The organism is Nonomuraea sp. GTA35, from assembly GCF_041950525.1.
GTDB lineage: Bacteria > Actinomycetota > Actinomycetes > Streptosporangiales > Streptosporangiaceae > Nonomuraea.
Genome location: NZ_JBGNUV010000022.1, coordinates 1 through 24126, shown reverse-complemented (window position 1 = coordinate 24126; position 24126 = coordinate 1). Strand labels below are relative to the sequence as shown.

25 protein-coding genes and 1 pseudogene are annotated in these 24126 nt (G+C 72.7%); 20 read left to right on the top strand and 6 right to left on the bottom strand.

Going from position 1 to position 24126, the window contains the following annotated elements:
• Positions 1-96 precede the first annotated feature (96 nt).
• Positions 97-2955 (top strand): AAA family ATPase, encoded by a 2859-nt coding sequence (locus ACBJ32_RS53885; protein WP_375133497.1) that lies wholly within the window; start codon positions 97-99, stop codon positions 2953-2955.
• 11 nt (positions 2956-2966) lie between these two features.
• Here the strand turns inward: ACBJ32_RS53885 and ACBJ32_RS53880 are convergent, their stop codons facing one another.
• Positions 2967-3611, bottom strand: coding sequence for a response regulator (locus tag ACBJ32_RS53880; protein WP_375133496.1), 645 nt, complete (start codon positions 3609-3611; stop codon positions 2967-2969).
• Positions 3608-4753 carry a sensor histidine kinase gene (locus ACBJ32_RS53875; protein ID WP_375133495.1) on the bottom strand — a complete coding sequence of 382 codons (1146 nt, stop codon included), beginning with the start codon at positions 4751-4753 and terminating at the stop codon, positions 3608-3610. The genes ACBJ32_RS53880 and ACBJ32_RS53875 overlap by 4 nt, the downstream gene beginning before the upstream one ends.
• Positions 4754-4934: 181 nt before the next feature.
• Between ACBJ32_RS53875 and ACBJ32_RS53870 the strand changes: the two genes are divergently transcribed.
• Positions 4935-6938: a GxGYxYP domain-containing protein gene (locus ACBJ32_RS53870; protein WP_375133562.1), complete on the top strand. Its 2004-nt coding sequence runs from the start codon at positions 4935-4937 to the stop codon at positions 6936-6938.
• Positions 6939-7045: 107 nt separating this feature from the next.
• On the opposite strand, the gene ACBJ32_RS53865 is transcribed toward ACBJ32_RS53870, so the two are convergent.
• On the bottom strand, positions 7046-7747 hold the full coding sequence (locus ACBJ32_RS53865; RefSeq protein ID WP_375133494.1) for a class I SAM-dependent methyltransferase: 702 nt from the start codon (positions 7745-7747) through the stop codon (positions 7046-7048).
• Between the two features lie 38 nt (positions 7748-7785).
• Here ACBJ32_RS53865 and ACBJ32_RS53860 point away from each other — a divergent pair, with 38 nt between their 5' ends.
• From ACBJ32_RS53860 to ACBJ32_RS53785, 16 genes and pseudogenes are all read left to right on the top strand, one after another.
• Positions 7786-8418 (top strand): LysE family translocator, encoded by a 633-nt coding sequence (locus ACBJ32_RS53860; RefSeq protein ID WP_375133493.1) that lies wholly within the window; start codon positions 7786-7788, stop codon positions 8416-8418.
• A 7-nt stretch (positions 8419-8425) separates the two neighbouring features.
• Positions 8426-9118 (top strand): GNAT family N-acetyltransferase, encoded by a 693-nt coding sequence (locus tag ACBJ32_RS53855; RefSeq protein WP_375133492.1) that lies wholly within the window; start codon positions 8426-8428, stop codon positions 9116-9118.
• Between the two features lie 194 nt (positions 9119-9312).
• Complete coding sequence (gene pyrH, locus ACBJ32_RS53850) at positions 9313-10050, top strand: UMP kinase (RefSeq protein ID WP_375133491.1); 738 nt, start codon at positions 9313-9315, stop codon at positions 10048-10050.
• Positions 10051-10062: 12 nt separating this feature from the next.
• The gene (locus ACBJ32_RS53845; RefSeq protein ID WP_375133490.1) at positions 10063-11031 is read left to right on the top strand and encodes a CehA/McbA family metallohydrolase; all 969 of its coding nucleotides are present in this window, start codon (positions 10063-10065) and stop codon (positions 11029-11031) included.
• Positions 11032-11213: 182 nt separating this feature from the next.
• Positions 11214-11744: pseudogene (locus ACBJ32_RS53840) on the top strand (alpha/beta fold hydrolase); the annotation flags it as partial.
• Positions 11745-11785: 41 nt separating this feature from the next.
• Positions 11786-11983: a hypothetical protein gene (locus ACBJ32_RS53835; RefSeq protein ID WP_375133489.1), complete on the top strand. Its 198-nt coding sequence runs from the start codon at positions 11786-11788 to the stop codon at positions 11981-11983.
• On the top strand, positions 11980-12960 hold the full coding sequence (locus ACBJ32_RS53830; RefSeq protein WP_375133488.1) for an endonuclease/exonuclease/phosphatase family protein: 981 nt from the start codon (positions 11980-11982) through the stop codon (positions 12958-12960). The genes ACBJ32_RS53835 and ACBJ32_RS53830 overlap by 4 nt, the downstream gene beginning before the upstream one ends.
• Positions 12961-13057: 97 nt before the next feature.
• On the top strand, positions 13058-13552 hold the full coding sequence (locus ACBJ32_RS53825) for a pyridoxamine 5'-phosphate oxidase family protein (RefSeq protein ID WP_375133487.1): 495 nt from the start codon (positions 13058-13060) through the stop codon (positions 13550-13552).
• Between the two features lie 96 nt (positions 13553-13648).
• Positions 13649-14056 (top strand): YciI family protein, encoded by a 408-nt coding sequence (locus ACBJ32_RS53820; RefSeq protein ID WP_357890066.1) that lies wholly within the window; start codon positions 13649-13651, stop codon positions 14054-14056.
• A 6-nt stretch (positions 14057-14062) separates the two neighbouring features.
• On the top strand, positions 14063-15208 hold the full coding sequence (locus ACBJ32_RS53815) for an RNA polymerase sigma factor (protein WP_375133486.1): 1146 nt from the start codon (positions 14063-14065) through the stop codon (positions 15206-15208).
• A 48-nt stretch (positions 15209-15256) separates the two neighbouring features.
• Positions 15257-15820, top strand: coding sequence for a helix-turn-helix domain-containing protein (locus ACBJ32_RS53810; protein WP_375133485.1), 564 nt, complete (start codon positions 15257-15259; stop codon positions 15818-15820).
• Positions 15817-17094 carry an MFS transporter gene (locus ACBJ32_RS53805; RefSeq protein ID WP_375133484.1) on the top strand — a complete coding sequence of 426 codons (1278 nt, stop codon included), beginning with the start codon at positions 15817-15819 and terminating at the stop codon, positions 17092-17094. The genes ACBJ32_RS53810 and ACBJ32_RS53805 overlap by 4 nt, the downstream gene beginning before the upstream one ends.
• Before the next feature lie 10 nt (positions 17095-17104).
• Positions 17105-17914 (top strand): class I SAM-dependent methyltransferase, encoded by an 810-nt coding sequence (locus ACBJ32_RS53800; protein ID WP_375133483.1) that lies wholly within the window; start codon positions 17105-17107, stop codon positions 17912-17914.
• A gap of 58 nt (positions 17915-17972) precedes the next feature.
• Entirely contained in the window at positions 17973-18803 is an 831-nt protein-coding gene (locus ACBJ32_RS53795) for a lysostaphin resistance A-like protein (protein WP_375133482.1), read from the top strand.
• A 92-nt stretch (positions 18804-18895) separates the two neighbouring features.
• On the top strand, positions 18896-19735 hold the full coding sequence (locus ACBJ32_RS53790) for a hypothetical protein (RefSeq protein WP_375133481.1): 840 nt from the start codon (positions 18896-18898) through the stop codon (positions 19733-19735).
• A 185-nt stretch (positions 19736-19920) separates the two neighbouring features.
• Complete coding sequence (locus ACBJ32_RS53785; protein WP_375133480.1) at positions 19921-20316, top strand: hypothetical protein; 396 nt, start codon at positions 19921-19923, stop codon at positions 20314-20316.
• A 54-nt stretch (positions 20317-20370) separates the two neighbouring features.
• Here ACBJ32_RS53785 and ACBJ32_RS53780 read toward each other — a convergent pair whose 3' ends face one another.
• The 3 genes from ACBJ32_RS53780 to ACBJ32_RS53770 all read right to left on the bottom strand — a co-directional run bounded on the left by ACBJ32_RS53780 (position 20371) and on the right by ACBJ32_RS53770 (position 22874).
• Positions 20371-21066, bottom strand: coding sequence for a class I SAM-dependent methyltransferase (locus tag ACBJ32_RS53780; RefSeq protein WP_375133479.1), 696 nt, complete (start codon positions 21064-21066; stop codon positions 20371-20373).
• 126 nt (positions 21067-21192) lie between these two features.
• Complete coding sequence (locus ACBJ32_RS53775; protein WP_375133478.1) at positions 21193-22047, bottom strand: phosphotransferase enzyme family protein; 855 nt, start codon at positions 22045-22047, stop codon at positions 21193-21195.
• Between the two features lie 116 nt (positions 22048-22163).
• Positions 22164-22874: a hypothetical protein gene (locus tag ACBJ32_RS53770; RefSeq protein WP_375133477.1), complete on the bottom strand. Its 711-nt coding sequence runs from the start codon at positions 22872-22874 to the stop codon at positions 22164-22166.
• Between the two features lie 321 nt (positions 22875-23195).
• Between ACBJ32_RS53770 and ACBJ32_RS53765 the strand changes: the two genes are divergently transcribed.
• Positions 23196-23459 (top strand): CopG family transcriptional regulator, encoded by a 264-nt coding sequence (locus ACBJ32_RS53765; protein ID WP_375133476.1) that lies wholly within the window; start codon positions 23196-23198, stop codon positions 23457-23459.
• Entirely contained in the window at positions 23456-23869 is a 414-nt protein-coding gene (locus ACBJ32_RS53760) for a type II toxin-antitoxin system VapC family toxin (protein ID WP_375133475.1), read from the top strand. Before ACBJ32_RS53765 ends, ACBJ32_RS53760 begins: the two co-directional genes overlap by 4 nt.
• Positions 23870-24126: the final 257 nt, after the last annotated feature.

Below are 24126 nucleotides of genomic sequence, written 5' to 3'. Positions count from 1 at the left end.
CCGGTATCCGTACTGGATACGGATTTATGGCGTCACAAAACGGAAATTTAACATCCGGTAGCCTGTTGCCGCTGATATCCGGTAGGGGGTGGCCGCTTGCCTCTGGGACCGGCCCCCTCGGGCTCGCTCTCCGACGTCCTCATCGGCCGCCGCTCCGAGCTGGCGCTGCTGCGCTCGGTCATCGCGTCCCCGCCGTCGCTCGCCCTGGTCGAGGGCGAGGCCGGCATCGGCAAGAGCCGCCTGGTGGCGGAGCTGTTCGCCGCGCCCGACCTGGCCGGGACGCGCCGGCTCCTCGGCCAGTGCGAGCAGCTCCAGGAGCCGCTGCCGCTCTCACCGCTGCTCGACGCGTTCCGCTCGGCGGGGGCCGAGCTGGCCCGGTCGCGCCTGCCGCTCAACCCCGTGGCCGGGGCGCTGGCGCCGCTGCTGCCCGAGATCGCCGAGCACCTGCCCCCGCCTCTCCCGCCGCTGCCCGACCAGCGGGCGGAGCGGCACCGGGTGTTCCGCGCGGCGGTCGCGCTGCTCGACCACCTCGGCCCGCTGGTGCTCGTGCTGGAGGACGTGCACTGGGCCGACGCCGGCACCCACGACTTCCTCGCCTTCCTCGCCGCCCACCAGCCGCGCGACGTGGCGGTGATCCTCACCGTACGCACCGAGGCGGGCCTGCTCCCCATCCGCGAGGCCTTCGCCAGGGCACCGTCGGGCCCGGCCCGGACGATCAGCCTGGCCCCGCTGAGCCTGCCCGAGGTGGAGGAGCTGGCAGGCGGCGTGCTCAGGGCCGAGCTCCCCCGCACGTTCGCCGGCCCCCTCTACGAGAAGACCGGCGGCATCCCGTTCGTCGTGGAGGAGGTGCTGCGCACGCTGCTGGAGCGGCTGCCCGCCAGCGAGATCCCCGGCCGCCCCGACGTGCTGGCCGACCTGGCCGTGCCCACCGTGCTGCGGGACGTGGTGCTGCAGCGCCTGTCCTCGCTCGACGACCCCGCGCAGGAGATCCTGGGCGCCGCGGCCGTCATCGGCATGACCCCCGACGACCGCGTGCTGGCCGAGGTCAGCGACCGCAGCCCGCCCGAGGTGGCCAGGGCGCTGGCCAAGGCGCAGGCGGTGGGGCTGCTGCACGAGGAGGACGGCCGCTGCCGGTTCAGGCACGCGCTGGCGCGGCAGATCGTGTACGAGTCCGTGGCCGTGTCCGGGCGGCGCTGGCTGCACCTGCGGGCCGCGCGGGCCCTGGAGTCCGGCAGCGGTCCCCGGCCGGTGGCCCGGCTGGCGCACCACTTCCTGCACGCGGGCCGCACCTCCGACTTCGTGGGCAACGCCGAGGCCGCCGCCGACACGGCGCTCTCCCACGGGGACGACGCCACGGCCGCCCGCTTCCTGCTGCGGGCGCTGGAGGTCGGCGAGCTGTCCAGCGACGTACGCGTGCGGCTGGCCGTCAAGCTCGGCCGGGCGGCCGTGGACGGGCTCGCGCACGCGGAGGCCGTGCCGATACTCGAGCGCCTGCTGGCCACCGAGCCGCTGCCCGCCCCGCTGCGCGGCGAGCTGCGCTTCGCGCTGGGCCGCCTGCTGCGCCAGCACGGCCAGGCGCTCGCGGGATACCTGCAGATCGAGCGCGCGGTCGACGACCTCGGCGAGCGGCCCGCGCTGCTGGGCCGGGCGCTGGCCGTGCTGGCCGCGCCGGAGACCGTCGTGGACAGGCACGTCAGCGAGCACGCCGCCCGCTGCGACGAGGCGGAGCGGGCGGCGCGCCGCAGCGGCGACCCGGACGTGGCCATCGCGGTCCGCATCACGCGCGCAAGCCTGCTGCTGGAGCAGGGCGACCCGGAGAGCTGGCGGCTGATCGACGCGCTGCTGGCCGACGACCGGCTGCGTGCCTCGCCCAGGGAGCACGCCCGCGCCTGCCTCAACTGGGCCCAGGGCGCCCTGCACGTCGGGCGGCTCGACCGGGCCGAGACCCTGCTCGCGGAGGGGCGGCGGGTGGCGGACGAGGCCGAGTACCTGCGGGTGGCGGAGGTCGTCTCGCTGGTGACGGCCGCCGTGGACCGGGCGGCCGGGCGGTGGGACGGGCTGGAGGGACGGCTGCGCCGGCTGGGCGACACGTCCGCCACGTTCGCCGCGGCCTCCCTGGACTCGCGGCTGCTGCGCGGGGCGCTGCTGGCCGCCACCGGCCCGGCCGAGCAGGCCGTCGAGGTCCTGCGCGAGGTGATCGCGATCGCCGGGCGGACGGGGGCGGTGTGGCCGCTCATCCCGGCCAGGACGGCGCTGTCGCGGCTGCTGCTGTCGCTGGACGACGCCGCCGGCGCCGCCGAGCAGGCCACCGCCGCCCTGGACCTGGCACGGGCGAAGGGGAACTGGGTGTGGGCGGCCGAGAGCGTGTCATGCCTGGTGGACGCCCTGGACGGGCGCGGCGGCGCGGAGGAGGTGGCGCGGCTGCGCGCCGGTCTCGCCGGGGCCGACGCGCCGCTCGCGCGGGCGGCGCTGCTGACCGCCGAGGCCGTGCTCGCGCGTGCGGACGACGCCGGGCGGGCCGGCCGGCTCCTCGACGAGGCGCGGGTTCTCCTGCGCAAGGCCGGGCTGCGGTACGAGGAGGCGCTGGCCGGGGAGCGGCTGGGGCGCTGGCGCTGCGAGCGCGGGGACGGCGGCGGCGGGGCGCTGCTGGAGGAGGCCCTGCGGGCATACGGGGCGATGGGGGCGGATCGCGACATCGCGCGGATCTGCCGGGTCATGCGGCAGAACGGGGTCCCGATCCCGTACCCCTGGCGGGGCGGGCGGCCCTCCCACGGCGGGACGCTGTCGTCGCGGGAACGCGAGGTGGCGCTGCTGGCGGCGGCCGGGAAGACGAACCAGCAGATCGCCGACGCTCTGTTCCTGTCCAGGCGCACGGTGGAGAGCCACATCGCCAACGCGCTGCGCAAGCTCGGGCTGGCCTCGCGCAGGGAGCTGCGCACGTTCCCCGTGGACTGATCCTCAGCGGGCTAGCGCACGAGCCGGCTCTCCCACGCCCAGGCGACGATCTCGACCCGGTTGCGCATCCCGAGCTTGGTCATGACGGACGACACGTGACCCTTCACCGTGCTCAGCGAGATGCACAGCTCGCTGGCGATCTCCTGGTTGGTGCGGCCCCTCGCGACGGCGCGCACGACCTCGCTCTCGCGCTCCGACAGCGGCTGCGCGGCGGCGGGCCCGGGAGCGGTGGCCGTGACGTGGCGCAGCAGGCGCAGCGTGACCGACGGCGAGATCAGCGCGTCGCCGGCGTGCGCCGCCCTGACCGCCTCGACGAGCAGCTCGGGCCCGGCGTCCTTGAGCACGAACCCGGCCGCGCCGCCCCTCAGCGCGCCGTAGACGTACTCGTCGAGGTCGAACGTGGTGACCACGACCACCCGCAGCGGGTCGCGCGTGCCGGGCCCCGCCAGGGCGGCGGTGACCTCGATGCCGTCGAGCCGGGGCATCTGCACGTCCACGAGGCACACATCGGGCCGCAGCCTGCGCGCCATCGCGACCGCCTCCGCGCCGTCGCCGGCCTCGGCGATCACGCGGATGCCGGGCTGGTCCTCCAGGATGAGGCGCAGGCAACTGCGGATCATGGGCTGGTCGTCGGCCAGCAGCACCGTGATGCTCACCGCCGCCCCCGCCCCCCGGCGGAAGCCGGCATCCCGCCGGCCGCGCCCCGCTCGGGCAGGGGCAGCGTGGCGCGCACGGCCCAGCCGCCCGCGGGGCGCGGGCCCGCCGACAGCGTGCCGCCGAGCGCCTCGACCCGCTCGCGCATCCCGACCAGCCCGTAGCCGCCGCCCAGGCGGGCGGGGATCCGGTGGGACGGCGGGGCGTCGTCCGTCACCTCCACCACCAGCTCCGCCTCCCCCTGCGTGACGCTGACGATGACCGCGCTCGCGCCGGGGGCGTGGCGGGCGATGTTGGTCAGGGACTCCTGGACCAGCCGGTGGACGGTGCCCGCCACCTCGGAGGGCCACGCCGGCTCCCCGTCGGGCAGCCGCAGCGTCACGGGAGGCCCGCCGAAGTGCGCGACCAGCTCGCCGAGCCGCTCCGCCGGCCCGAACGCCGCGGGCCCGCCAGGCTCGCGCAGCAGGCCGACGACGCGCCGGGTCGCGGCCAGCGCGTCGGACCCGGCCGCCTCGATGTCGGCGAGCGAGCCGGCCACCCGGTCGGGGTCCTTGCGGGCGACGAGCCGCGCCGCCTGGGCCTGGAGCACGACGCACGTGACGTGGTGGGCGACGACGTCGTGCAGCTCCCTGGCCAGCTCCAGCCGTTCGGCCTGGCGTACGCGCTCGGCGACCGCGGCACGGCGGGCCGCCAGCAGCCGTGGCCCCAGGCCACCCGCGAGGGCGGCGAGCCAGGCCCCGAGGTTCAGCATCAGGACGGCGGCGTGCGGGGACCCGGACAGCTGGCTGCCGAGGGCGACCGCCAGCCCGCCCGCGCCGACGCCGGCGGCCTGGGGCGCCGGCAGCGTCCTGAGGGCGGAGCCGACCAGCACGGACAGCCCGAGAGCCAGCCCCGGCCCCGGCTCGGCGGGCAGGTCGAAGTGGCGCGCGACCAGGATGGCCACCGCCGCGACAGCCATGCCCGCGACGGCGGTCCACAGCCGGGCGCGGCGGCGTACGAGGGCGAGCACGCCCGCCACCGCACCCGCCACGCAGCCGGGCACCCAGTAGCCACCGCCCCAGCTGTCCACGATCCGGTAGCCCCACTCGGCGAGCACCACCGCGAACGCGACGCCGAGCCCGGCGGCCTCCCATCGCTCCCGCATGCCACCCACGGTAGGAGCCGGGGCATGATCGCAGTACCGGCCGAAAGTACGGTTCGACCGCCTGAATCCCTGCCGGCGCGTTTTACACCATGGACAACATTCCGTCACGTTGTTACGTTCACACCAGCAGATGACAACGCTGTCATTCCTGGTCTCCCCCCGACGAGGAGCAGTGAACGTGATGGTGTCCCGACGTACCTTCCTGCGGGCGAACGGCGTGGTCCTCGCGGCCGGCGGGCTCGGAGTCTCCCTCCCCGCCCAGGCCGCCGCCGCGACCCCCCTCCTCCCCGGCTTCGGCCGCCCCACCAGCCTCGACTTCGCCGACCTCAGCACCCTGCACGGCGACGACCAGTTACTCCTGACCACCCTCCAGGGAGTCATCAACCGCCGCCGCCCCCGCCTGTACTTCGACTACACCACCGAGAACTACGACACCGCCTGGCTGGACAGCACCGGCGCCCGGATCACCCGCCACGACCGGCCCCTCGACCTGATCGCCCGCTACCGGGGCGAGGCCCGCGGCGCGATCCTGCACGACCCGGCCGTCCCCGACTCGGTGAACGTCGCCACCACCCTGGCCGGCCTGGAGAACGCCGTCGCCGCCACCGCCGAACAGGCCGCCGAGCACGGCTTCGAGGTCATCACCGACCTGCGCGGCCGCTTCGACCCCGGCGACGTGCTCGCCACGTACCGCTGGCAGCTCGCCAACCTGTTCCCCCGCTGCACGAAGGCCCTGCTCAGCGGCCTGCCACCGACCAGGACGGTGCGGGTCGAGGACGTGCGATGGCGCGAGGTGGCCAGGGAGACCGAGCGGATCAGGGACTCCTCGAACCGGCAGGTCCGCACGTTCGACCTCAGCCAGGAGCTGACCGGCCAGGACGGCGTCTACCTGCGCTTCCAGGACTCGCTGGGCGACGACGGCTGGGGCGCCTCGGTCGGCTCTGTCGTGGTGAAGGCCGACGGGACGCAGATCGCCTCGTTCACGCCCGGCACCGACGCCGAGACCCCGTACCTCTTCGACGGCCTCAACTCCGCCATCGGCGGGGACGCCAACCGCTTCGCCGACGGCGGCAACTACTTCATCTATCGCTTCACCGCCCCCGCCGGCACGCGGCAGCTGCTCGTCGAGGTGGACCTGTGGAACCAGTTCCTGGTCACCGCCACCACCACGGCGCCCACCCGGGTGGAGCCCTTCCCGTACTTCCGCGACTACACGGTGGCGATGCGGGCCATGGTGTTCTGGCTGCCGCCCAGCGGCGAGACGGGCGCGCTGCTGGACGAGATCCTGAGCAAGGTGAAACCCACCACGCCGTACGCGGGCTGGTTCTCCAACGACGTGGCAGGCGAGTGGGGCGGGGTGGACCGGGCCTCGCAACACGCGGTCGAGGTGGTGCCCGCCGACTACTACATGAACGCCACCGTGCACGCGGGCGTCCAGGCCAGGGTCTCCGACCGCGTACGCCCGAGGCCGCGCACCACGCTGCGCAACCGCGTCTACCTGACGCTCACCGTCGGCGAGGGCGACAACATCCAGTACTGCCAGCGCAGGATGCGCCGGATCTGGGACGACCCCGCGCGCGGCCAGGTGCCCACCAACTGGACGGTCAGCCCGCTGCTGGCCGAGATCGGGCCGGCGCTGCTGGCGTACTACCAGCGCACGGCCACGGACAACGACCTGCTGATCGCGGGCCCCTCCGGCGCCGGCTACACCTACCCGGGGTCGTGGCCGCAGGACGACCTCGACGCCTACACCGCGCTGACCGGGCGGTTCCTGCGCCGTACGGGGATGGACCTGGTCTACGCCTACAACCATCGCAACGCGGCGGGCGACGGCTGGGTGGCACTCGACGAGCGGATCGCGGCCTCGTACAGGAAGAACACGCCGCTGCGCGGCATCATCCAGTCGTGGGAGAGCGGCGACCTGCAGGCGGCCCCCGCGGGGCTGCCCGTGATCGGGAACTTCTCGCCGCAGGGCAAGGCGCAGGAGTACCGGGACACGCTGGTCAGGCACATCGAGGGCTGGGACGGCGCGCGGCCGCTGTTCGTCGCCGGGGCGGTCAACGCCTGGAACTGGGCGCCGAGCGACATCGCGGAGCTGGGTGAGCTGCTCGGCGACCCGTTCGAGATCGTCCGCGGTGACGCGTTCTTCAAGCTGCTCGGGGAGGTTGTGAGCAACCGGACCTGAGCGCGCGCCGGACGGCCCCGCCCGGCGCGGGGCGGGGCCGTCCCCCCGGCGCTCGCGGTGGGATCGCGCATGGTCGTGAGACGTCCCTGGGCTCGCTGTGACGCCGCCTACCGGCCGGGCCTGCGGGTGACGAAGACGTACTCGCGGCTGTCCTCGGTGAAGGGCTCGCGGGCGAACCCCCCGTACAACGCCTCCAGCTCCAGCCCCGCGACGTCGATCAGCCCGAGCCACTCGTTCTTCGTCGCCCACCAGGACGAGCTCGTCGCCCCGTCGTCCAGCACGATGTCGATCCGGTTGTCACCCACGGCGAAGCGGGTCGTGTGCGGCACCGGCTCCTGCCGGCGCATCCCGTCGAAGCGGGCGGCGAGGTGGTGGTCGAAGGCGAGGGCGTTCCAGGCGAAGCGGCCCCCTGGGCGCAGCGACGCGGCGACCCGCTCGAAGACGCGGCGGCGGTCGGCCCAGGTCGGGAGGTGCTGCAGCGACCGGAACGGGCAGTAGACCAGCGCCGCCGGCTCCTCCAGGGTGAGCTCGCGCAGGTCGCCCTCGCGCAGGTCGAGCCGGACGCCCTGCTCGGCGGCGTTCGTGCGGGCCTGTTCGAGCATGGCCGGGGAGAGGTCGACGCCGGTGACGCGCCGCCCCGTCGCCCGCGCGACCGGGATGGCGACCCGCCCGTTCCCGATCGCCAGCTCGACGAGCGGCCCGTCCGCCTCCTGGGCGAGGCCGACGTAGAACGCGATGTCGGCCGCCATGTGCGCCGACCATTCCGCATATCGATCCGCGAACGCCTCATCCCAGGTAGATGTCACCATTTTTCCCATCTTTTTGGGCGTCGTGGGAGAATTCGGCCATGCCTATCGACTCCCATCTTCTTGCGCTTTTCACCGTAACCACGATCGTGGCCATGATCACCCCGGGACCGGACATGCTGTTCGTGCTGGGGTGCGGGATGCGTGGCGGCCCCCGGGCCGGCCTGCTCGCCACCGCCGGCGTGGCCACCAGCGAGGCCGTTCACGTCGCGGTGGCGGCGGCGGGTCTTGCGGCGCTGTTCGAGGCGGTGCCGGTCGCGTTCACGGTGGTGCGGATCGCCGGGGCCGCGTACCTGATCTACCTGGGTGTCCAGGCCATCCGCAACCGCGACGACAGCCCCTTGGAGGTGGCGGTGGGCGGCGGCGGCATGTCGGGGCGCCGGGCATACCTGAGCGGTTTGACGACCAACCTGCTGAACCCGAAGATGGTCACCTTCACCATCGCCTTCCTCCCGCAGTTCATCAATCCGAGCCTGGGTCAGGTGTGGCTGCAGTTCGCGATTCTCGGGGTCATTCTCATCGCGCTGGAATTCCTCGTGGACGGCGCGGTCGGCGTGCTCGCGGGCCGCATCGGCGGCTGGCTGCGCCACCGGCGCGCCGCCCGGCGCCGCATCGACGTCGCCACGGGCGGCATCTTCGTCGGGCTCGGCGTGAAACTGGCGCTGGAGCGGTGATGCGGGCGTGCCGATCGCCATCGTCACCGCCGCGACCTCGCGGTGGGACCTCATCCCCTTGGTCTGCGCGCTGGCGCTGCTGGCCGGCGTGGCCATGACGGCCATCGGTCTCGCCGAGCGCCGGAGGCAGCAGCACTTCGGCCACTACTCCGAGGCCCCGCGCCGAAAACGAGTGGCGGCGGGTCGCCCGGCGGGAGTCCACTGGAGCGACCGTCCCGCCTTCCCACAGGATCCGCCCATGACGCCTGACCTGCGCCTCGTGCCCGTCACCCCCGCCAACCTCGACGCGGCCATCGCCGTACGGGTCCGCCCCGACCAGGAGCACTTCGTCACGTCGGTGGTGAAGTCGCTGGCCGAGGCCTACGTCCATCCCCGGACGGCCTGGCCGCGCCTCATCCTCGACGGGTCCGACGCGGTGGGGTTCCTCATGGCGTTCCTCGACATCGACTGGAACGGCAAGGGGGTCGACTTCCGGTCCGGGCTGTGGCGGCTCAACGTGACACCCGGCGCGCAGGGGCGCGGGGTCGGGCGGTTCGCCGTCTCGTCCGTGGCGGCCGAGCTCAGGCGGCGGGGGGCGACGCGGATGTACGTCACGTGGCACCCGGGCGACGGCGGGCCCGAGGGGTTCTACCGCAAGCTCGGGTTCGAGCTCACCGGGGAAGTGAGCGGCGACCAGACGGTCGGCGTGCTGGCCCTGTGACGGCCTCGCCGGCGCCCTGCGCCCAGTAGACCCGCGTCGGTGCCCTGCGGCCGTCCGTGACGGCGCCGATGCGGACCTCGACCGCGCCCTGCGGCCGGCAGATCTCGACCGCGCTCCGCTGCCCCTGGGAGCGGACGAAGGCCACGTATCCTTGTCCGGGTCGCCAAGCGCGCGACCGCGAAGGGATTGCGGGCATGCGTCGTTACTCACGTGTCGTGGTCAAGCTCAGCGGCGAGGCACTCTCCGGAGAGGCCGGCTGGGGCACCGACCCGGCGAGCCTGGCCCAGCTCGCCGACGAGATCCTCTCCGTCCACGACCTCGGCGTGCAGATCGCCGTGGTGATCGGCGGCGGCAACTACTTCCGCGGGCGCATGGCGGAGGGCTGGGGCATCGGCAGGGCCGAGGCCGACAACATCGGCATGCTGGGCACGGTCATGAACGCGTTGATGCTGCGCGGCGTGCTGACCGCCCGCTCGGACACGGACGTGCGGGTCATGACCGCCATGCCCATGCAGAGCGTGGCCGAGCCGTTCATCCGGCTGCGCGCCGACCGGCACCTGCGCCGCGACCTCATCGTGCTGCTGGCCGGCGGCATCGGCCAGCCGTACGTCACGACCGACTACCCCGCCGTGCAGCGGGCCCTGGAGCTCGACGCGGACGCCCTGCTGGTGGCCAAGCGCGGCGTGGACGGCGTGTACGACAGCGACCCGAACCTCGATCCCGACGCCAAGCGCTACACGAACCTCACCTACCGGGAGGCGCTGGCGGCCGGGGTGCGGGTCATGGACGAGAGCGCGTTCGTGCTGGCCAACGAGCAGGGCCTGCGCATGCACGTCTTCGACGTGGCCGCCAGGGGCGTCATGCGGGCGATCTGCGAGGGCGAGGACATCGGCACCCGCATCACCACCGAGGACGCGGCGCCACCCGCTTAGTATGCTGCCGGGATGGCGACGGATCATGGCCCGCGACGCTGGTTCCGCGGTGACTGCCATGTGCACTCGTTCCTCTCGCACGGCGCGGACCTGACGCCGTCGCACCTGGCTGCCGCCGCGCGCGCCGCCGGGCTCGACTTCATCGCCGTCACCGAGCACAACACCCCCGCCGCGCACGACGAGTGGGCCTCGCTGTCCGGCGACGACCTGCTGGTGATCCCCGGCCAGGAGGTGACCACCCGCACCGGCCACTGGCTGGCGCTCGGCCTCGCCCCCGGCGAAGTGGTCGAATGGCGCTACGGCGTCCGCGACGACGCCGTGGACCGCCACCTGGGCCAGGTGCGCCACTCCGGCGGCCTGTGCGTGGCGGCCCACCCGCACGCGCCGTACCCGTCCGGGGTGTTCATGTACCCGTACCAGGGGTTCGACGTGGTGGAGGTGTGGAACGGCCAGTGGACCTCCGGCCTGCCGTGGAACGCGAACAACGAGGCCGCGCTGGCCGAATGGGGCCGCGGACTGGCCCATGACGTCCACCGGGGCTCGTGGCGGCCCGCGATGGGCAACAGCGACACCCATCTTGAGGGGCAGCTGGGCACGCCGCACACCGTCGTCCTGGCCGATGAGCTCAGCGGCCCCGCCCTGCTCGCGGGGATCCGCGCCGGCCGGAGCTGGATCGCCGGATCGGCCGCGATCGAGCTGTCCTTCGAGGCGACCGCCGGCGACGGCCGCGCCGGCATCGGGGAGCGCCTGGATACCGGCGGCGAGCCGGTCGCCGTCCGGGTGGACGTGCGCGGCGTCCCCTCCGGCGCCGTCACCTTTCACACCGAACTCGGTACGGTGCTGCGCGAGTCGTTGCCCGGCGGCGGGGCGGGCATCGTGGAGTGGCGGACCGGCGCGGCGGAGTCGGCGTTCGTCCGCGTCGAGATCCGTCACGCGGACGGCCGCATGGCGGCGCTCACCAACCCCGTCGTCCTGCTCTGACCTGTGTGCCGACGGCCCGCGCCGGCGCTTTTCCGTCGGGGCGGGTTGCTAGCATTCCTGCTCTCCGCAAAGCTGATCTCCAGGAGCCCCATGCGATCGATCCCGGCGTTAGCCAAGAAGTACGACACGAAGATCTCCGTCGGGGACGACGGCAAGATCGACTATCTGCTCCTCGATCCGAGATGAGCACCGGGGCGACCACGGTCGTGGGCGGCGGCGTGCCGATCGTGGCGGAGGACCACGGCGGATCCGGACAGGACGTGCTGCTGCTGCACGGCGGCGGCCGGACGCGCGGCGACTGGGAGGCCTTCGCCGGGCTGCTCGTGGGCGCCGGCTTCCGGCCGGTGTCCATGGACCTGCGCGGTCACGGGGAGTCCGGAGCCGCGCCGTGGTCGTGGGCGGCGGCGCTCGGGGACGTCACCGCCGTCGCGGGCGCGTACGGGCTGCGCCGGCCGGTGATCGTCGGCCACTCCCTCGGCGGCATGGTCGCGGCCCTGTGGGCGGCCGGGCATCCGGAGTGCCGGCTCGCGGTGAACCTCGACGGCCACGGCAACCCGACGCGCCCCGACCAGTTCGCCGGCCTGGACGAGGCCGCGGCGGCCACCGCCTGCCGGGAGATGACCGCGTTCCTGGCGGAGCTGGGCCGGGGGCTTCCGGAGCCGTTCCTGCAGGTCATGCGGGAGATAGACGCCCGGACCTGTTCCCCGTCTATCGGGGCGCGCGATGCCCGCTGCTGGTGGTCAGCGGTGATGCGATGGCCTTCGCCGCGGTGTTCCCCGACCGGCTCGTACCGGCCTGGGAGGCGTACTGCTCGTGGACGCGGCGGCAGCTCGACGCGGTCACGCAGGAGTGCCCGCTGGTCCGGCAGGTGTCCCTGCCGACGGGGCACGACCCGCACGTCGAGGCGCCCGAGACGCTGCTGCGCCTCCTCGTCGAGCAGCTCGATCGGTGACGCGCGACGCGCGCCGGGACACGAGCCCGCGCGCCCGCAGGCCGTGGGTCCTGATCTCGTCGGCCGTGCTGGTCGCCGGGCTGCTGGCGTTCCACTCCGCCGTCCCCAACGCCGTGGGCAACGTGGGCAGCCTGCTGGAGACGTTCCTTCCCTGGCTCGGCCTGGTGGTCGTGGCGCTGCTCGTCCTGGCGTCGTCACGGCGCTCGGCCATCGCGCTCACGGCCGTGGCCCTGCCGGCGACGGTCTGGGTGATCATGTTCGGCACGTCGGTGTTCCCCGGCTCGGTGATCGCGGGCGGCCCTGAACCGGGGCCCACCCTCACGGTGCTCCAGCACAACGTCGCCGACGACAACGCCGATCCCGGGGGGACGGCCCGCGCCCTCGCCGGCGCCGGAGCCGACCTCATCGCCCTGCAGGAGCTGACACCCCAGGCCCTGCCCGTCTACGAGGCCGCCCTCGCTCCGGAGCACCCCCATCGCGTGGTCGTGGGCACCGTCGGGCTCTGGTCCAGGCTTCCCCTCGCCGACGGCCGCCCCGTCGCCATCAAACCCCAGGACGTCACCGCCGACTGGAACCGCGGACTGCGCGCCACCGTACGAACCCCGGTAGGCGATATAGCGGCATATGTCGCCCATCTCCCTTCGGTGCGCCTCCGCCCTCAGGACGGCTTCGGCACGGCCTGGCGCGACGAGAGCGCCGCCGCGCTGGCCACCGCCGTGGCCGCCGAGAAGCTGGAGCGGATCGTCCTGCTGGGCGACCTCAACGGCACCGTGCACGACCGCGGCCTGTCCCCGCTCACCTCCCTGCTGGCCCCGGCGCTCGACGGGTTCGGCTTCACCTGGCCCGCCGCCTTCCCTCTCGCCCGGATCGACCACATCATGGCCCGCGGCGCGACCCCGGCCACCACCTGGACGCTGCCCGCCACCGGCAGCGACCACCTCCCCACCGCGGCGACGCTCCGGCTCCGGCTTCAGTGAAAAATTCGCGCGCCGATGGATGTCGAGAATGCCCGCCCGGCTCCGTCCCAGGGACATCAGCGGCCACCACCGGCCGCCGCGACGGAAGGGAACGCCCATGCAGCCCAACGAGATCGCCGAGGTTCTGAACCGCCCGTACAGCCAGGAACTGCTGGCCCGCGACCTGACCCGGCTGGCCTACGTCGCCAAGGACGGAACTCCCCGCAACGTCCCGATCGGGTTCACCTGGAACGGCGCGGAGATCGTCATGTGCACCACGAAGAACGCCCCGAAGCTCCACGCCCTGCGCGAGAACCCGATGGTCGCCCTGACGATCGACACCGAGGTGCACCCGCCCAAGATCCTGCTCATCCGCGGCCGGGCCGAGCTGGACGTCGTCGAGGGCATCCCGGACGAGTACCTCCAGATGAACGGCTCCTACCGGATGACCCCCGAGCAGCGGGTCGAGTGGGAGGCGGAGGTGCGTTCGCTCTACGACGGCATGGTGCGGGTCGTCGTGACCCCGACGTGGGCGAAGCTGATCGACTTCGAGACGACCCTGCCGAGCGCGGTCGAGGAGCTGATCCGGCAGAGAGAGGAACGCCGCCTCTGAAGATTCGTGTCGGCGGGATGTCGAGAACCCGCGCGCGGCTCCGTCCCCGCAGTGAACACCGGCCACAATGGGCCGTACCGCACAAAGGAGAACACGATGGCCAAGTACCTGCTCCTCAAGCACTACCGGGGCGCGCCGGCGGCGGCCAACGACGTGCCGATGGACCAGTGGACGCCGGAGGAGCTCTCGGCCCACGTGCAGTACATGCGGGACTTCGCCGCCCGGCTCAGGAGCACCGGCGAGTTCGTCGACAACCAGGAGCTCTCCCCGGAGGGCACGTTCGTCCGGTACGGCGGCGAGGGGCGGCCGCCGGTCACCGACGGCCCCTTCGCGGAGACCAAGGACCTGATCGCCGGCTGGATGGTGATCGACGTCGAGACGTACGAGCGGGCGCTCGAGCTGGCCGCGGAGCTGTCCGCGGCTCCGGGCGCGGGTGGCGAGCCGATCCACGAGTGGCTCGAAGTACGCCCGTTCATGTCCGCGTGCCCGACCGTCACGGAGTGACGAACGGTGGACGAGCCCCTGCTACGGGCCCTGACTCCCACGGTGATCAGCGTCCTGGTCCGTCGCGGGGCCGACTTCGCGGCGGCCGAGGACGCCGTACAGGAAGCCCTGATCGAGGCCGTGCGCGTGTGGCCGGACGGTCCGCCGCGCGACCCCAAGGGCTGGCTGGTCACCGTCGCCTGGCGCAAGTTCCTCGACGCCGCCCGCGCCGACACCTCCAGGCGGCACCGCGAGGTGCTCGTCGAGGGCGAGCCCGAACCCGGACCGGGCGAGGAGGTGGACGACACGCTCCAGCTCTACTTCCTGTGCGCGCACCCGTCGCTGACCCCCGCCTCGGCCGTCGCGCTGACGCTGCGCGCGGTCGGCGGCCTGACCACCCGCCAGATCGCGCAGGCCTACCTGGTGCCGAAGGCGACGATGGCGCAGCGCATCAGCCGGGCCAAGCGGACCGTCTCGGCCGTCCGGTTCAACCAGCCCGGTGACGTCGCCACGGTGCTGCGCGTGCTCTACCTCGTCTTCAACGAGGGGTACTCCGGCGACGTGGACCTCGCCGCCGAGGCGATCCGGCTCACCCGCCAGCTCGCGGCCAGGACGAAGCACGAGGAGGTGGCGGGCCTGCTCGCACTCATGCTGCTGCACCACGCCCGCCGCGCCGCACGGACGGGCCCAGGCGGCAGGCTCGTGCCGCTCGCCGAGCAGGACCGCGGCCTGTGGGACACCCGCCTGATCGCCGAGGGCGTGGACGTGCTCCAGGCCGCCCTCGCCCGCGACCGGCTGGGCGAGTTCCAGGCCCAGGCCGCGATCGCCGCGCTGCACGCCGACGCCCTCACGGCCGCGGAGACCGACTGGGTGCAGATCGTCGAGTGGTACGACGAGCTCGTGCGCCTCACCGGCAGCCCCGTGGCCCGCCTCAACCGGGCCGTCGCGGTCGGCGAGGCCGACGGCCCGCGCGCCGGCCTGGCCGCCCTGGCCGAGGTCGACCCCTCCCTGCCCCGCCACACCGCCGCCGCGGCGTACCTGCACGAGCGTGACGGCGACCTGGTGACGGCGGCACGCCTCTACGCCGAAGCCGCCCGATCGGCGCCCAACCTGCCCGAGCGGGATCACCTCACCCGCCAGGCCGCCCGGCTCAACACCCAGCTCCGAAGCTGACCCACAAGAGTTGTTGTACAAGGGCTCTTGTGCATCTACGCTGGGCCCATGCCCGACCGCCCGACGCGCGAGATCCGCGACTCCAAGGTGCTGGCCGCGATGTCCCATCCCCTGCGCCGGCGCCTGCTCGACCTCCTCCGGGTCGACGGCCCCTCGACGGCCTCCGCCCTCGCCGCCAGGACCGGCCAGGCCGTCGGCAACATCAGCCACCACCTCAAGGTCCTCGCCGCCTGCGAGCTCGTGGAGGAGGCCCCCGAGCTCGCCCGCGACCGCCGCGAACGCTGGTGGCGCAGATCGCCGGACGTCCTGAGCTGGTCGCCGTCGGACTTCCCCGGCGACCCCGTCGCGGCGGCCGCGGAATCGTTGCTGCTCGACCGCCAGGCCGGCCTGGTCAGGCAGTGGTTCGCCGAGCGCGACGGCTACCCGGAGCCGTGGCGGCGAGCGGCGTTCACCTCCGACCACTGGGCGCGGCTGTCGGTCGCCGAGCTCGCCGAGCTGGAGGAACGGATCCTCGCCCTGCTGTCCTCCCTGGCCGACAGAGAGATCCCCGACGACGGGCAGGAGCGCAAGCTCGTCTTCCTCACCGTCCGTGCCGTGCCCGGACAGCCGTGACCCCGGCCTCGCCGGTCACGCGCGGCGGGCTGCTGGGGATGCGCGACTTCCGGCTGTTGTGGGCCGGCGAGACGACCAGCATGCTGGGCAGCTCCGTCGCCGGCGTCGCACTCCCCCTGGTCGCCGTGGTGACGCTGGACGCCGGCACCCTCGCCGTCGGGCTGCTGACCGCGGCCGCCTGGGTGCCGTGGTTGGTGGCCGGGCTGCCCGCCGGCGCCTGGGTGGACCGGATGCGGAAACGGCCGGTGATGCTGGCCTGCAACACCGTGTCGGCGGTGGCGTTCGCGAGCGTGCCGGTCGCGGCGTGGCTGGGCGGGCTCACGATGGCGCACCTGCTCCTGGTGGCCACGGTGGGCGGGGTGGCGAAGGTGTTCTTCACCCTCGCCTACCGGGCGTACCTGCCCGTCCTGGTGGGAAGCGAGCGGCTGCTGGAGGCCAACACCAAGCTCCAGGGCAGCGAATCGGCGGCGCAGATCGCCGGCCCCGGCCTGGCTGGGCTCCTCGCGCACGTCTTCGGCGCGGTCAGCGGCGTGCTGGCCGACGCGGCCGGCTTCGCGGTAGCCGCGCTCTGCCTGCGCTCCGTACGCACGCGCGAGGCCCGCCCGCGCGGCACGGCGGAGCGGCGGCTGCTCGCGGAGATCCGCGACGGGGTACGGTTCGTCGTCCCCGACCCGTACCTGCGCACGCTCACCCTCTTCAGCGCGATGTCCAACCTCGCGTTGATGGGTTACCAGTCGATCCAGGTCGTGTTCCTCGCCCGGCAGCTCGGCGCGGGCGCGGGCCAGGTCGGCCTGGTGCTGGCGCTGGCCGGCGCGGGCGGCCTGTTCGGGGCGGCGCTGGCCGGCCGCGTCGCCGCCCGGTTCGGCACGGCGCGCGGGTTCCTGCTGTGCGAGGCGTTCGCCGCGCCGATGCTGCTGCTCGGGCCGGTCGGCGACGGCGGCGCGGGCCTGGCCTGCTTCACCCTGTCGGGCTTCTGCGCGGGCGCGGGCATCGTCGCCTCGAACATCCTGACCAGCACCTTCCGCCAGCAGTACTGCCCGCCCGAGCTGTTCGGGCGGATCACCGCGAGCACCTCGACGCTGAACTACGGAGCGATCCCCCTCGGCGGGCTGCTCGGCGGCATGCTGGGCGAGTCGATCGGGGTCCGGGAGACCATGTGGCTGATGGCCGCCGTCCAGCTCGGCTCGCTCGCCGTCCTCCTGCTCAGCCCGATCCGCCGCAGACGCGACTTCCCGGGACTTAATGGCTCGTCCCCGCCGTGGGGCGAGGGTTAGGGTGTTCGCCGTGCAGGACGAGGTCTACCGCTACAACGCGGAACGCTGGGAAGCCCTGGTGGAGGCGGACGCGTTGTTCACCCGCCCCATGCTCGACCTGGACGAGGAGAAGGCCCGGGCCTATCTGGGCCTGGAACGGCTCGGCCTCCCCGGCGACCTCGCCGGCCGGAAGGTGCTCTGCCTGGCGGGCGGAGGCGGGCAGCAGTCGGCGGCCTTCGCCCTGCTGGGGGCCGACGTGACGGTCTTCGACATCTCCTCGGGCCAACTGGAGCGGGACCGCTCGGCCGCGGAGCACTACGGCGCCACCGTCCGCACGGTCCAGGGGGACATGCGCGACCTGTCGGCCCTCGGCGGCTCCTCCTTCGAGCTGGTCTGGCATCCGTACTCGCTGACCTTCGTCCCCGACTGCCGGATCGTCTTCCGCGAGGTCGCGAAAGTCGTCGGAAAAGGCGGCCACTATTACCTGATGTGCGCCAACCCGTTCTTCTCCGGGCTCACTCACCATTCCTGGAACGGCGCCGGTTACACGCTCACCCAGCCCTACACGGACGAGACCACGACCTCCTATCCCGACCAGGAATGGGTCTACGACAGAAGGCCGTCCGGCAACCGCATCCGGGAACCCAGGGAGTACCGGCAGACGTTGAGCCGGATGACCAACAGCTTGATCCGGGAAGGCTTCGTGCTGACGTTCCTGTCGGAAGTGCGAGGCGACTATCCCGGCGCGGAACCGGGCAGCTGGGCGCATTTCACGGGAGTCGCCCCGCCGTGGCTGGAATTCGTCTGGCAGTACCGGCCCGGCGCACCCGACTCTCCTTGAACGCGGCCGGAGCCTGCCGAAAGCCATTGCCAGGCCATTCGTGGAGAGCGAGCCTGACGTGTCCGACCCCGAAAGAGCCCGCGATTCTCGTCCCGCCCCGATCTGGCGCATACTCATCGTCTTCGCCGCCGCCGTCCTGCTGTGGTTGTTCGTCTACCACGGCACCCCGCTCGGCTACGACTACGACCGCTTCACCCATGCCGCCAGGGCGATCCTGACGACGGTCCTCGTCGTCCCCGTGATCGTGGCCGCGCGCCGCCTGCTCGACCGCCGCCCCTGGGCCGGCCTCGGGCTGCCCTCCCCACGTACCGGCTGGCGCAACCTGCTGCTCGGCATGGCCTGCTGGCTCATCCCCGCCGCCTGCGGGTTCGCGCTCTGTCTCGGCTTCGGCTGGACCGAGATCAGCCTGCGCGCCTCCGCCGCGGACGCCCTCCAGGCGGCGCTGCTCCTGATCGTCCTCGTCCTCCTGTACGAGGCGCTGCCGGAGGAACTCGTCTTCCGCGGCTACCTGCAGCGCAACCTCATGACCGTGGTGCCGGCCTGGCAGGCGGTCCTCGCCCAGGCCGCCCTGTTCACCCTCTTCGGCTTCCTGACCGGATCCGCCACCTCCCTCGAACGCCTCGTCATCTTCTTCCTGTTCGCCCTGCTCCTCGGCGGCTTCCGCATCGCCACGGGCGACATCTGGGCGGGCATCGGCTTCCACCTGGCCTTCCAGACCGTCGCCCAGCTGTTCGGCGACATCGGCGGCGTCTTCGACGTGACCGGGCTCGACGTCCTGTCGGTCGTCGCGCTGGGGGGCCTGCCGTTCTCGCTCGGCTGGATGGCCATGGAACGCCTCCGCCGGGAACACCTGAACTGGCGGGCCCTCGAACCGGACCCCGTCCCTTGAGGACTGCCCGAGCGCGAAACGGCCGCCTGCCGAAGCCGGACTGTCGGTGCCGGCTGCGATGATGCTGCCTCCCTTCGAGTGAGGACGGAACGGTGCGGCCACGACCAACGGCTTCGGAGACGAGCGGCGGAACCGACCTCGCGGCACGCGCCCGCGCCAGGAAGGTCGCGGTCCGGCTGGCCGTGGCGGCCGATCCCGGCACACCCCCGGAGCTCCTCGAAGCCATGGCCGCGGACCCGTCTCGCACGATCAGGCGCGCCCTGGCGGCTCGCAGCGACGCGCCGGCAGGCCTGTTACGCGCACTCGCCGGCGACCCGGACCTGAAGACCCGTCAGGCCGTGGCCGAGAATCCCGCCTGTCCCCCTGCGGTCCTCATCGTCCTGGTGGACGATCCGCACTGGTCGGTCCGCTGGTCACTGCCGGACCATCCGGCCGCCGACGCCGAGGTCCGCCGCGCCATCTGCCGTTCCGCGGACGAGGTTCTGCGCCGCCTGCTCGCCGAGAGCGGCGGCTTGGACGGGGAAACGAACGCGACACTTGCCGCAGATCCCTCCGCGGACGTTCGAGCCGGCCTGGCCGCACACACCGGCGACCCGCACCTCCTCGCCGTCCTGATGACCGACGCCGACCCCAAGGTTCGCGCCCGCGCCACCCAGAACCCCCGCACCACCCTCGACGGCTATCGCATCCTCGCGAACGACAAGTCGGCCCTCGTTCGGGCGGCCGCGGTGCAGTCGGACAGGCTCCCCCTCGACGAGCTGCGACGCCTTGCCCATGACCCCTCGGTGAACGTGCGATGGTGGCTGGCCGCATGGCCCTCCACCCCGCAAGCCGTTCTGCGGGTTCTCGCCGAGGACCCGCATCCCGAGGTGGCGTCCCAAGCCCAGGCGAGGCTCGGGTGGAACACCCGCTCCATGCCCGGCCGCGCATGATCGGCGACAGCGGCGGTGCCGCCCGCTGATCCCGCCCGCTGACCAGGCTCCCACCGCACAGCCGTCATGTCAGCGGTCGCATCAGCACGGCGACGGCCCAGTATCAGCGCGGTCGACGATCGTGAACGACATGAACGGTGCAACGCCCGCCCGTTCAACCGGAAACTCTCCAAGGAGCACCCGCCATGTCGATCACCCTCTCCGGCCAGGACCAGCTCACCCTCCGCATCGCCGCCTGGGGCGCGGTCTCGCTGATGTCGGCCGCCGGCGCCGCCGGCTCGGCCCACAAGGCCGCCACCAACGGCTCCATCGCCCTGACCTCGGCCACCGGCCTGGTCGGCCACATCCTGGCCAAGGCCCCCAAGGGCGTGAAGTACGGCAAGACCGTGGCCGAGCTCGCCGACCAGGTGCTGCCCGCCCTGACCGCCTCCATCACCCTGCTCAAGCAGCACGCCCCCGACGAGGCCGACAACTTCCGCCGCACCGTCACCGTCGCCGTCGACGCCGCTCAGCAGGGCCGGCCCAACCCCACCACGACCGACATGGCCCGCAAGATCACCGAAGCCCTCGACGCCGCCTGACCACCATGCCCGCCCTCCAGCCCGTCACGGGGTCCCCTCCGGACCCCGTGACCATCAAGGACGTCGCAGCTTCACCGCAAGGAACGACGGCGTCCGATGGAGCTTGTCGTAGGCGGCCTCGTCGATCTCCCGAAGGTCGGCCGTGGGGCGCGGCTCGATCAACTGCTCCAGCACGAACCCGGCGGCCAGCAGCTCACCCAGGAAGGTCTCCAGCGGCATGCGCTGGTAGTGGATCGAGAGCTCGCTGTCCCCGAGGGGCAGGTCCCGCCAGTCGTGGCTGAAGTACGAGCCGCCGAAGTGGCGCCAGTCGGCTGTGGGATGGGTGGTCGAAACCAGGAGCCAGCCACCAGGCCGAAGGACGCGGCGTAGTTCGCTCAGCAGTTGCACGCGGTTCCTGACGTGCTCGTACACGAGGGCGCAGACCACCCCGTCGAAGGACCCGTCGGCGGCGAAGCCGAGCGGCTCCTCAAGATCGTGGAGACGCAGTTCCGCATCGCCGTTCACGCGTGCCCGCGCGTGGCGCAGCAGCGTGGCGCTGCCGTCGATGCCGACCACCCGAGCTCCACGAGCCAAGAGCTCGGCCGCGTAATGGCCTGCCCCACAGCCCGCATCCAGAATTCTGGCCCCGGAGACCTCCCCCGCGAGTCCGAGCATCGCCGGTCTGTCGGTGTAGGCGTTGTAGGGACTGGTCTGCGCACGTTCGGCGAAGTGATCGCCGAGTGCGTCATGGTAGGCGGTCGCCTTGCGCATCAGGTCATCATGGCGTGGCCACCAGCGCGTCGCCACGGAGTTTCCCCGCCGCGTCAGGCGAGGCGGATCACGGCAGCTCCCGGCGTCGACAGCCGGCCGACCGGCCGCGACGTCGAAGGCCCGCGATCAACCACGGCCGTCCAGCCTGTCGTGATCGAGCGCCGCTCGGATCTGACCGAGCCACTCCACGCCCAGCCGGCGCCCGTCCGGCAGTTGGTCGTCTCGATCCCACCGCCACGCTGTGATCATCGCCAGCATGAGGATCCGGCACTCGCGCAGCAAGTCCTGATCGACACCCGGATAGTGCTTGCCGACTTCTTCGGGCGCATGGGCGAGGTCGAACTCGACAGGCCCACGGCAACACGTCTCGAAATCGATGAACAGCAGCCCGTTCTCCGTGGCGAGCAGGTTGCCCGGGTGCGGCTCGCCGTGCAACAACTGCTCGGGGGCGCCGCGCTCGCCGATCACCCGTCTCAGGCGCCGTAACGTGTCGCCGAGCAGCGCCCGGTCCGCGTCGGCGAGCGCCGGCGTGCGTTCGCGGCTCGCCACGAGCCGCTGGGCCTCCTCGACCCGATCCGTGAAGTGCGGCGTCGGGACGTCATCGAGCTCGCGCATGCCGGCATGCAGCCGCTGGAGCGCATCGGCGAAGTCGGCCGGCGGGATCTCGCCAGGGTTCACGGGCTCGTAGTAGGTCCACAGCGTGACCTCGAAGCCATCGCGTTCATGGACGCGCGGCTCCACCCGCGGCTCGAGGGCGGCCACAGGACACCCTGAGCCGGCGAGCCGCTGAGCAAGCTGGACCTCGAACTGTGCGACCTGATGCGCCACCGGCGCCACCCGCGCCAGGACGTCACAGGGCAGCAGCCGCAGGGTGAGCTTGTTCGAGTCATGCAGGACGACCGCGTCGTCGGCCGGCAGGCCGAGTGAGGCGGCGATCGACATGGCCACGGCCTTCGCACGCTGGAGTTCTGACGCCTGCATCGTCGCCTGGTGTCCTCTCCCTGGGAACGCTGCCGTACCTCACCGAGCGGTGCGACCTGGGCACCCTACCAAGCCACGGCCCATGACCTCCTGGCCTCCGGGCCGCGGACCCTTCCTCACCAGCTCAGCACCTTCGACCGCCCGGCCGGGGCAGACGGCCGCCCCCGCCACACCTGCACGCCCAGCGGGACCAGCGCCACGCAGAGCAGCCCGGTGACCAGGACGTCGGGAACGGAGGCGCCCTTCAGCACACCCATCCAGGTGCCTCCTGCCAGCAGCACCATCAAGGAGCGGGCGGTGCCGAGGACGCCTGAGCGCCAGGCGGCGATGGCCAGCAGGAGAGAGCCCGCGTACTGGCCGACCGAGGCCCACACCGGAATCCGCCACGGCCCGTAGGAGATGTCCACGTACTCCTTCATGATCGCGTTCGTCGCCTGTTCCAGCCCCATGACCTCCGTGAGCTGGAAGGCGGTCTGATCCGCGCCGGCGAAGTACAGGCGGGCGAAGAGCCCGGCGACCAGCAGAGTCGCCCCCCAGCAGGCGAGGCCGCCGCCCACGCGCTGGGCCAGGGCGGCGAAGGCGGGGAAGAGCAGGATCGCTCCCAGTGCGAAGACCGCGTAGGAGAGGGTGAGCAGGGCGGGTTCTGAGGTGTAGGCGAGGAGTTGTCCGTAGGCGGCGAAAGGCTGCGCCTCGGCCCAGGCGTGCTGCTGAGGGGTGAGGGCGGTGACGGTGCTCAGGTGGCGCAGCAGATACCCGGCGCACATGACCACCGGCCCCAGGATGAGCGCCACACCGCCGATCCACCGCCCCGGAAAGAATGTGTTCACGGCATCAGCCTGTCGAAGCCGAGCCCGGCGCATCATCCGCCGATCGTCTACCGATGCCCCTGTCGAAAGTCAGGTCCCACCGGCCCGCCGGCGGCCGAGCGCCGGAGCTGTGGCCAGGCGCGGTAGCGGACGCCATGGCGGCCTGGCAGGAGGCCACCCTGCTCGGGACCGCTGATCGCCTCCTCCACAGGTGCGAATGCGATGAGTGCACCGGAAACGCGACCGCTCGGCTCTCACCGGTGCCCAACTCACCGGTGGCGGTCCTCCGACGCCAACAGGCGGTCGCGAGATCGCGGGAGGATGAGAGGTAGCATAGAGAGCATGAGCGAGCCTACTGGCAAGTATTCGATCACCATGCCGCGCGGCATCGCCGAGGCCGCCCGATCCCGAAGCGGCCCCTCCGGCCTGTCCGCCTACGTCGCCGCCGCCGTCGCCCGCCAGATCGAGCGCGACAACCTCAACGAGCTCATCCAGGTCGCCGAGGCCGAGCACGGCCCCATCACCGACGACGAGATACAGGCACTGCGCGACCAGCTCCACCAGGCCCGGCGGGAACAGGCCGATGGTGGGGCGGACGCCGCGTGACTCGTTCTCCCGCCGCTCCCGGCGGCACCCTTGTCCTCGACAGCGAGGGACTGGCCAAGGCCGTCCTACGCGACCGTACGGTCACCGCCTGGCTCGCTCTCGCCCGTGCCGACGACCTCCGCGTCATCACCTCCGCGGCCACCCTCGTCGAGGTGGTCCACCCCCGCGTCAACCGGCCGGCCCTGGAGTGGACGCTGTCCCGCCTTATCGTCGAGCCGGTCACCGAACCAATCGCCCGCCACGCCTCCACACTCTTGTCCAACGCCGGCCTGCACGGGCACAAGTACGCCATCGACGCCATGCTCAGCGCGACGGCCCTCGCTGCCCCCGCCCCCGTCACGGTCCTCACCTCCGACCCCGAGGACCTCGCCGCACTGTGCGGCGCACGTGTCACTGTCATCAAGATCTGAGAGGGCGGTCTGCGGGTCGATGTCCCTGATGTCATAGTGTGATCGAGTGAATCTGTAGCGTTATGCCTGCCTGGTGGGCGTGGACGTGTTGAGATGGCCGGGTGAGTGAACGCAAGCCGTACGCGACGGACTTATCCGATGAGCGGTGGGCCCTCATCGAGCCGGTGATCACGGCATGGAAGGCCGCCCACCCTTCGGTCAGCGGCCACCAGGGCAAGTACCAGATGCGCGAGATCGTTAACGCGCTGCTGTACCAG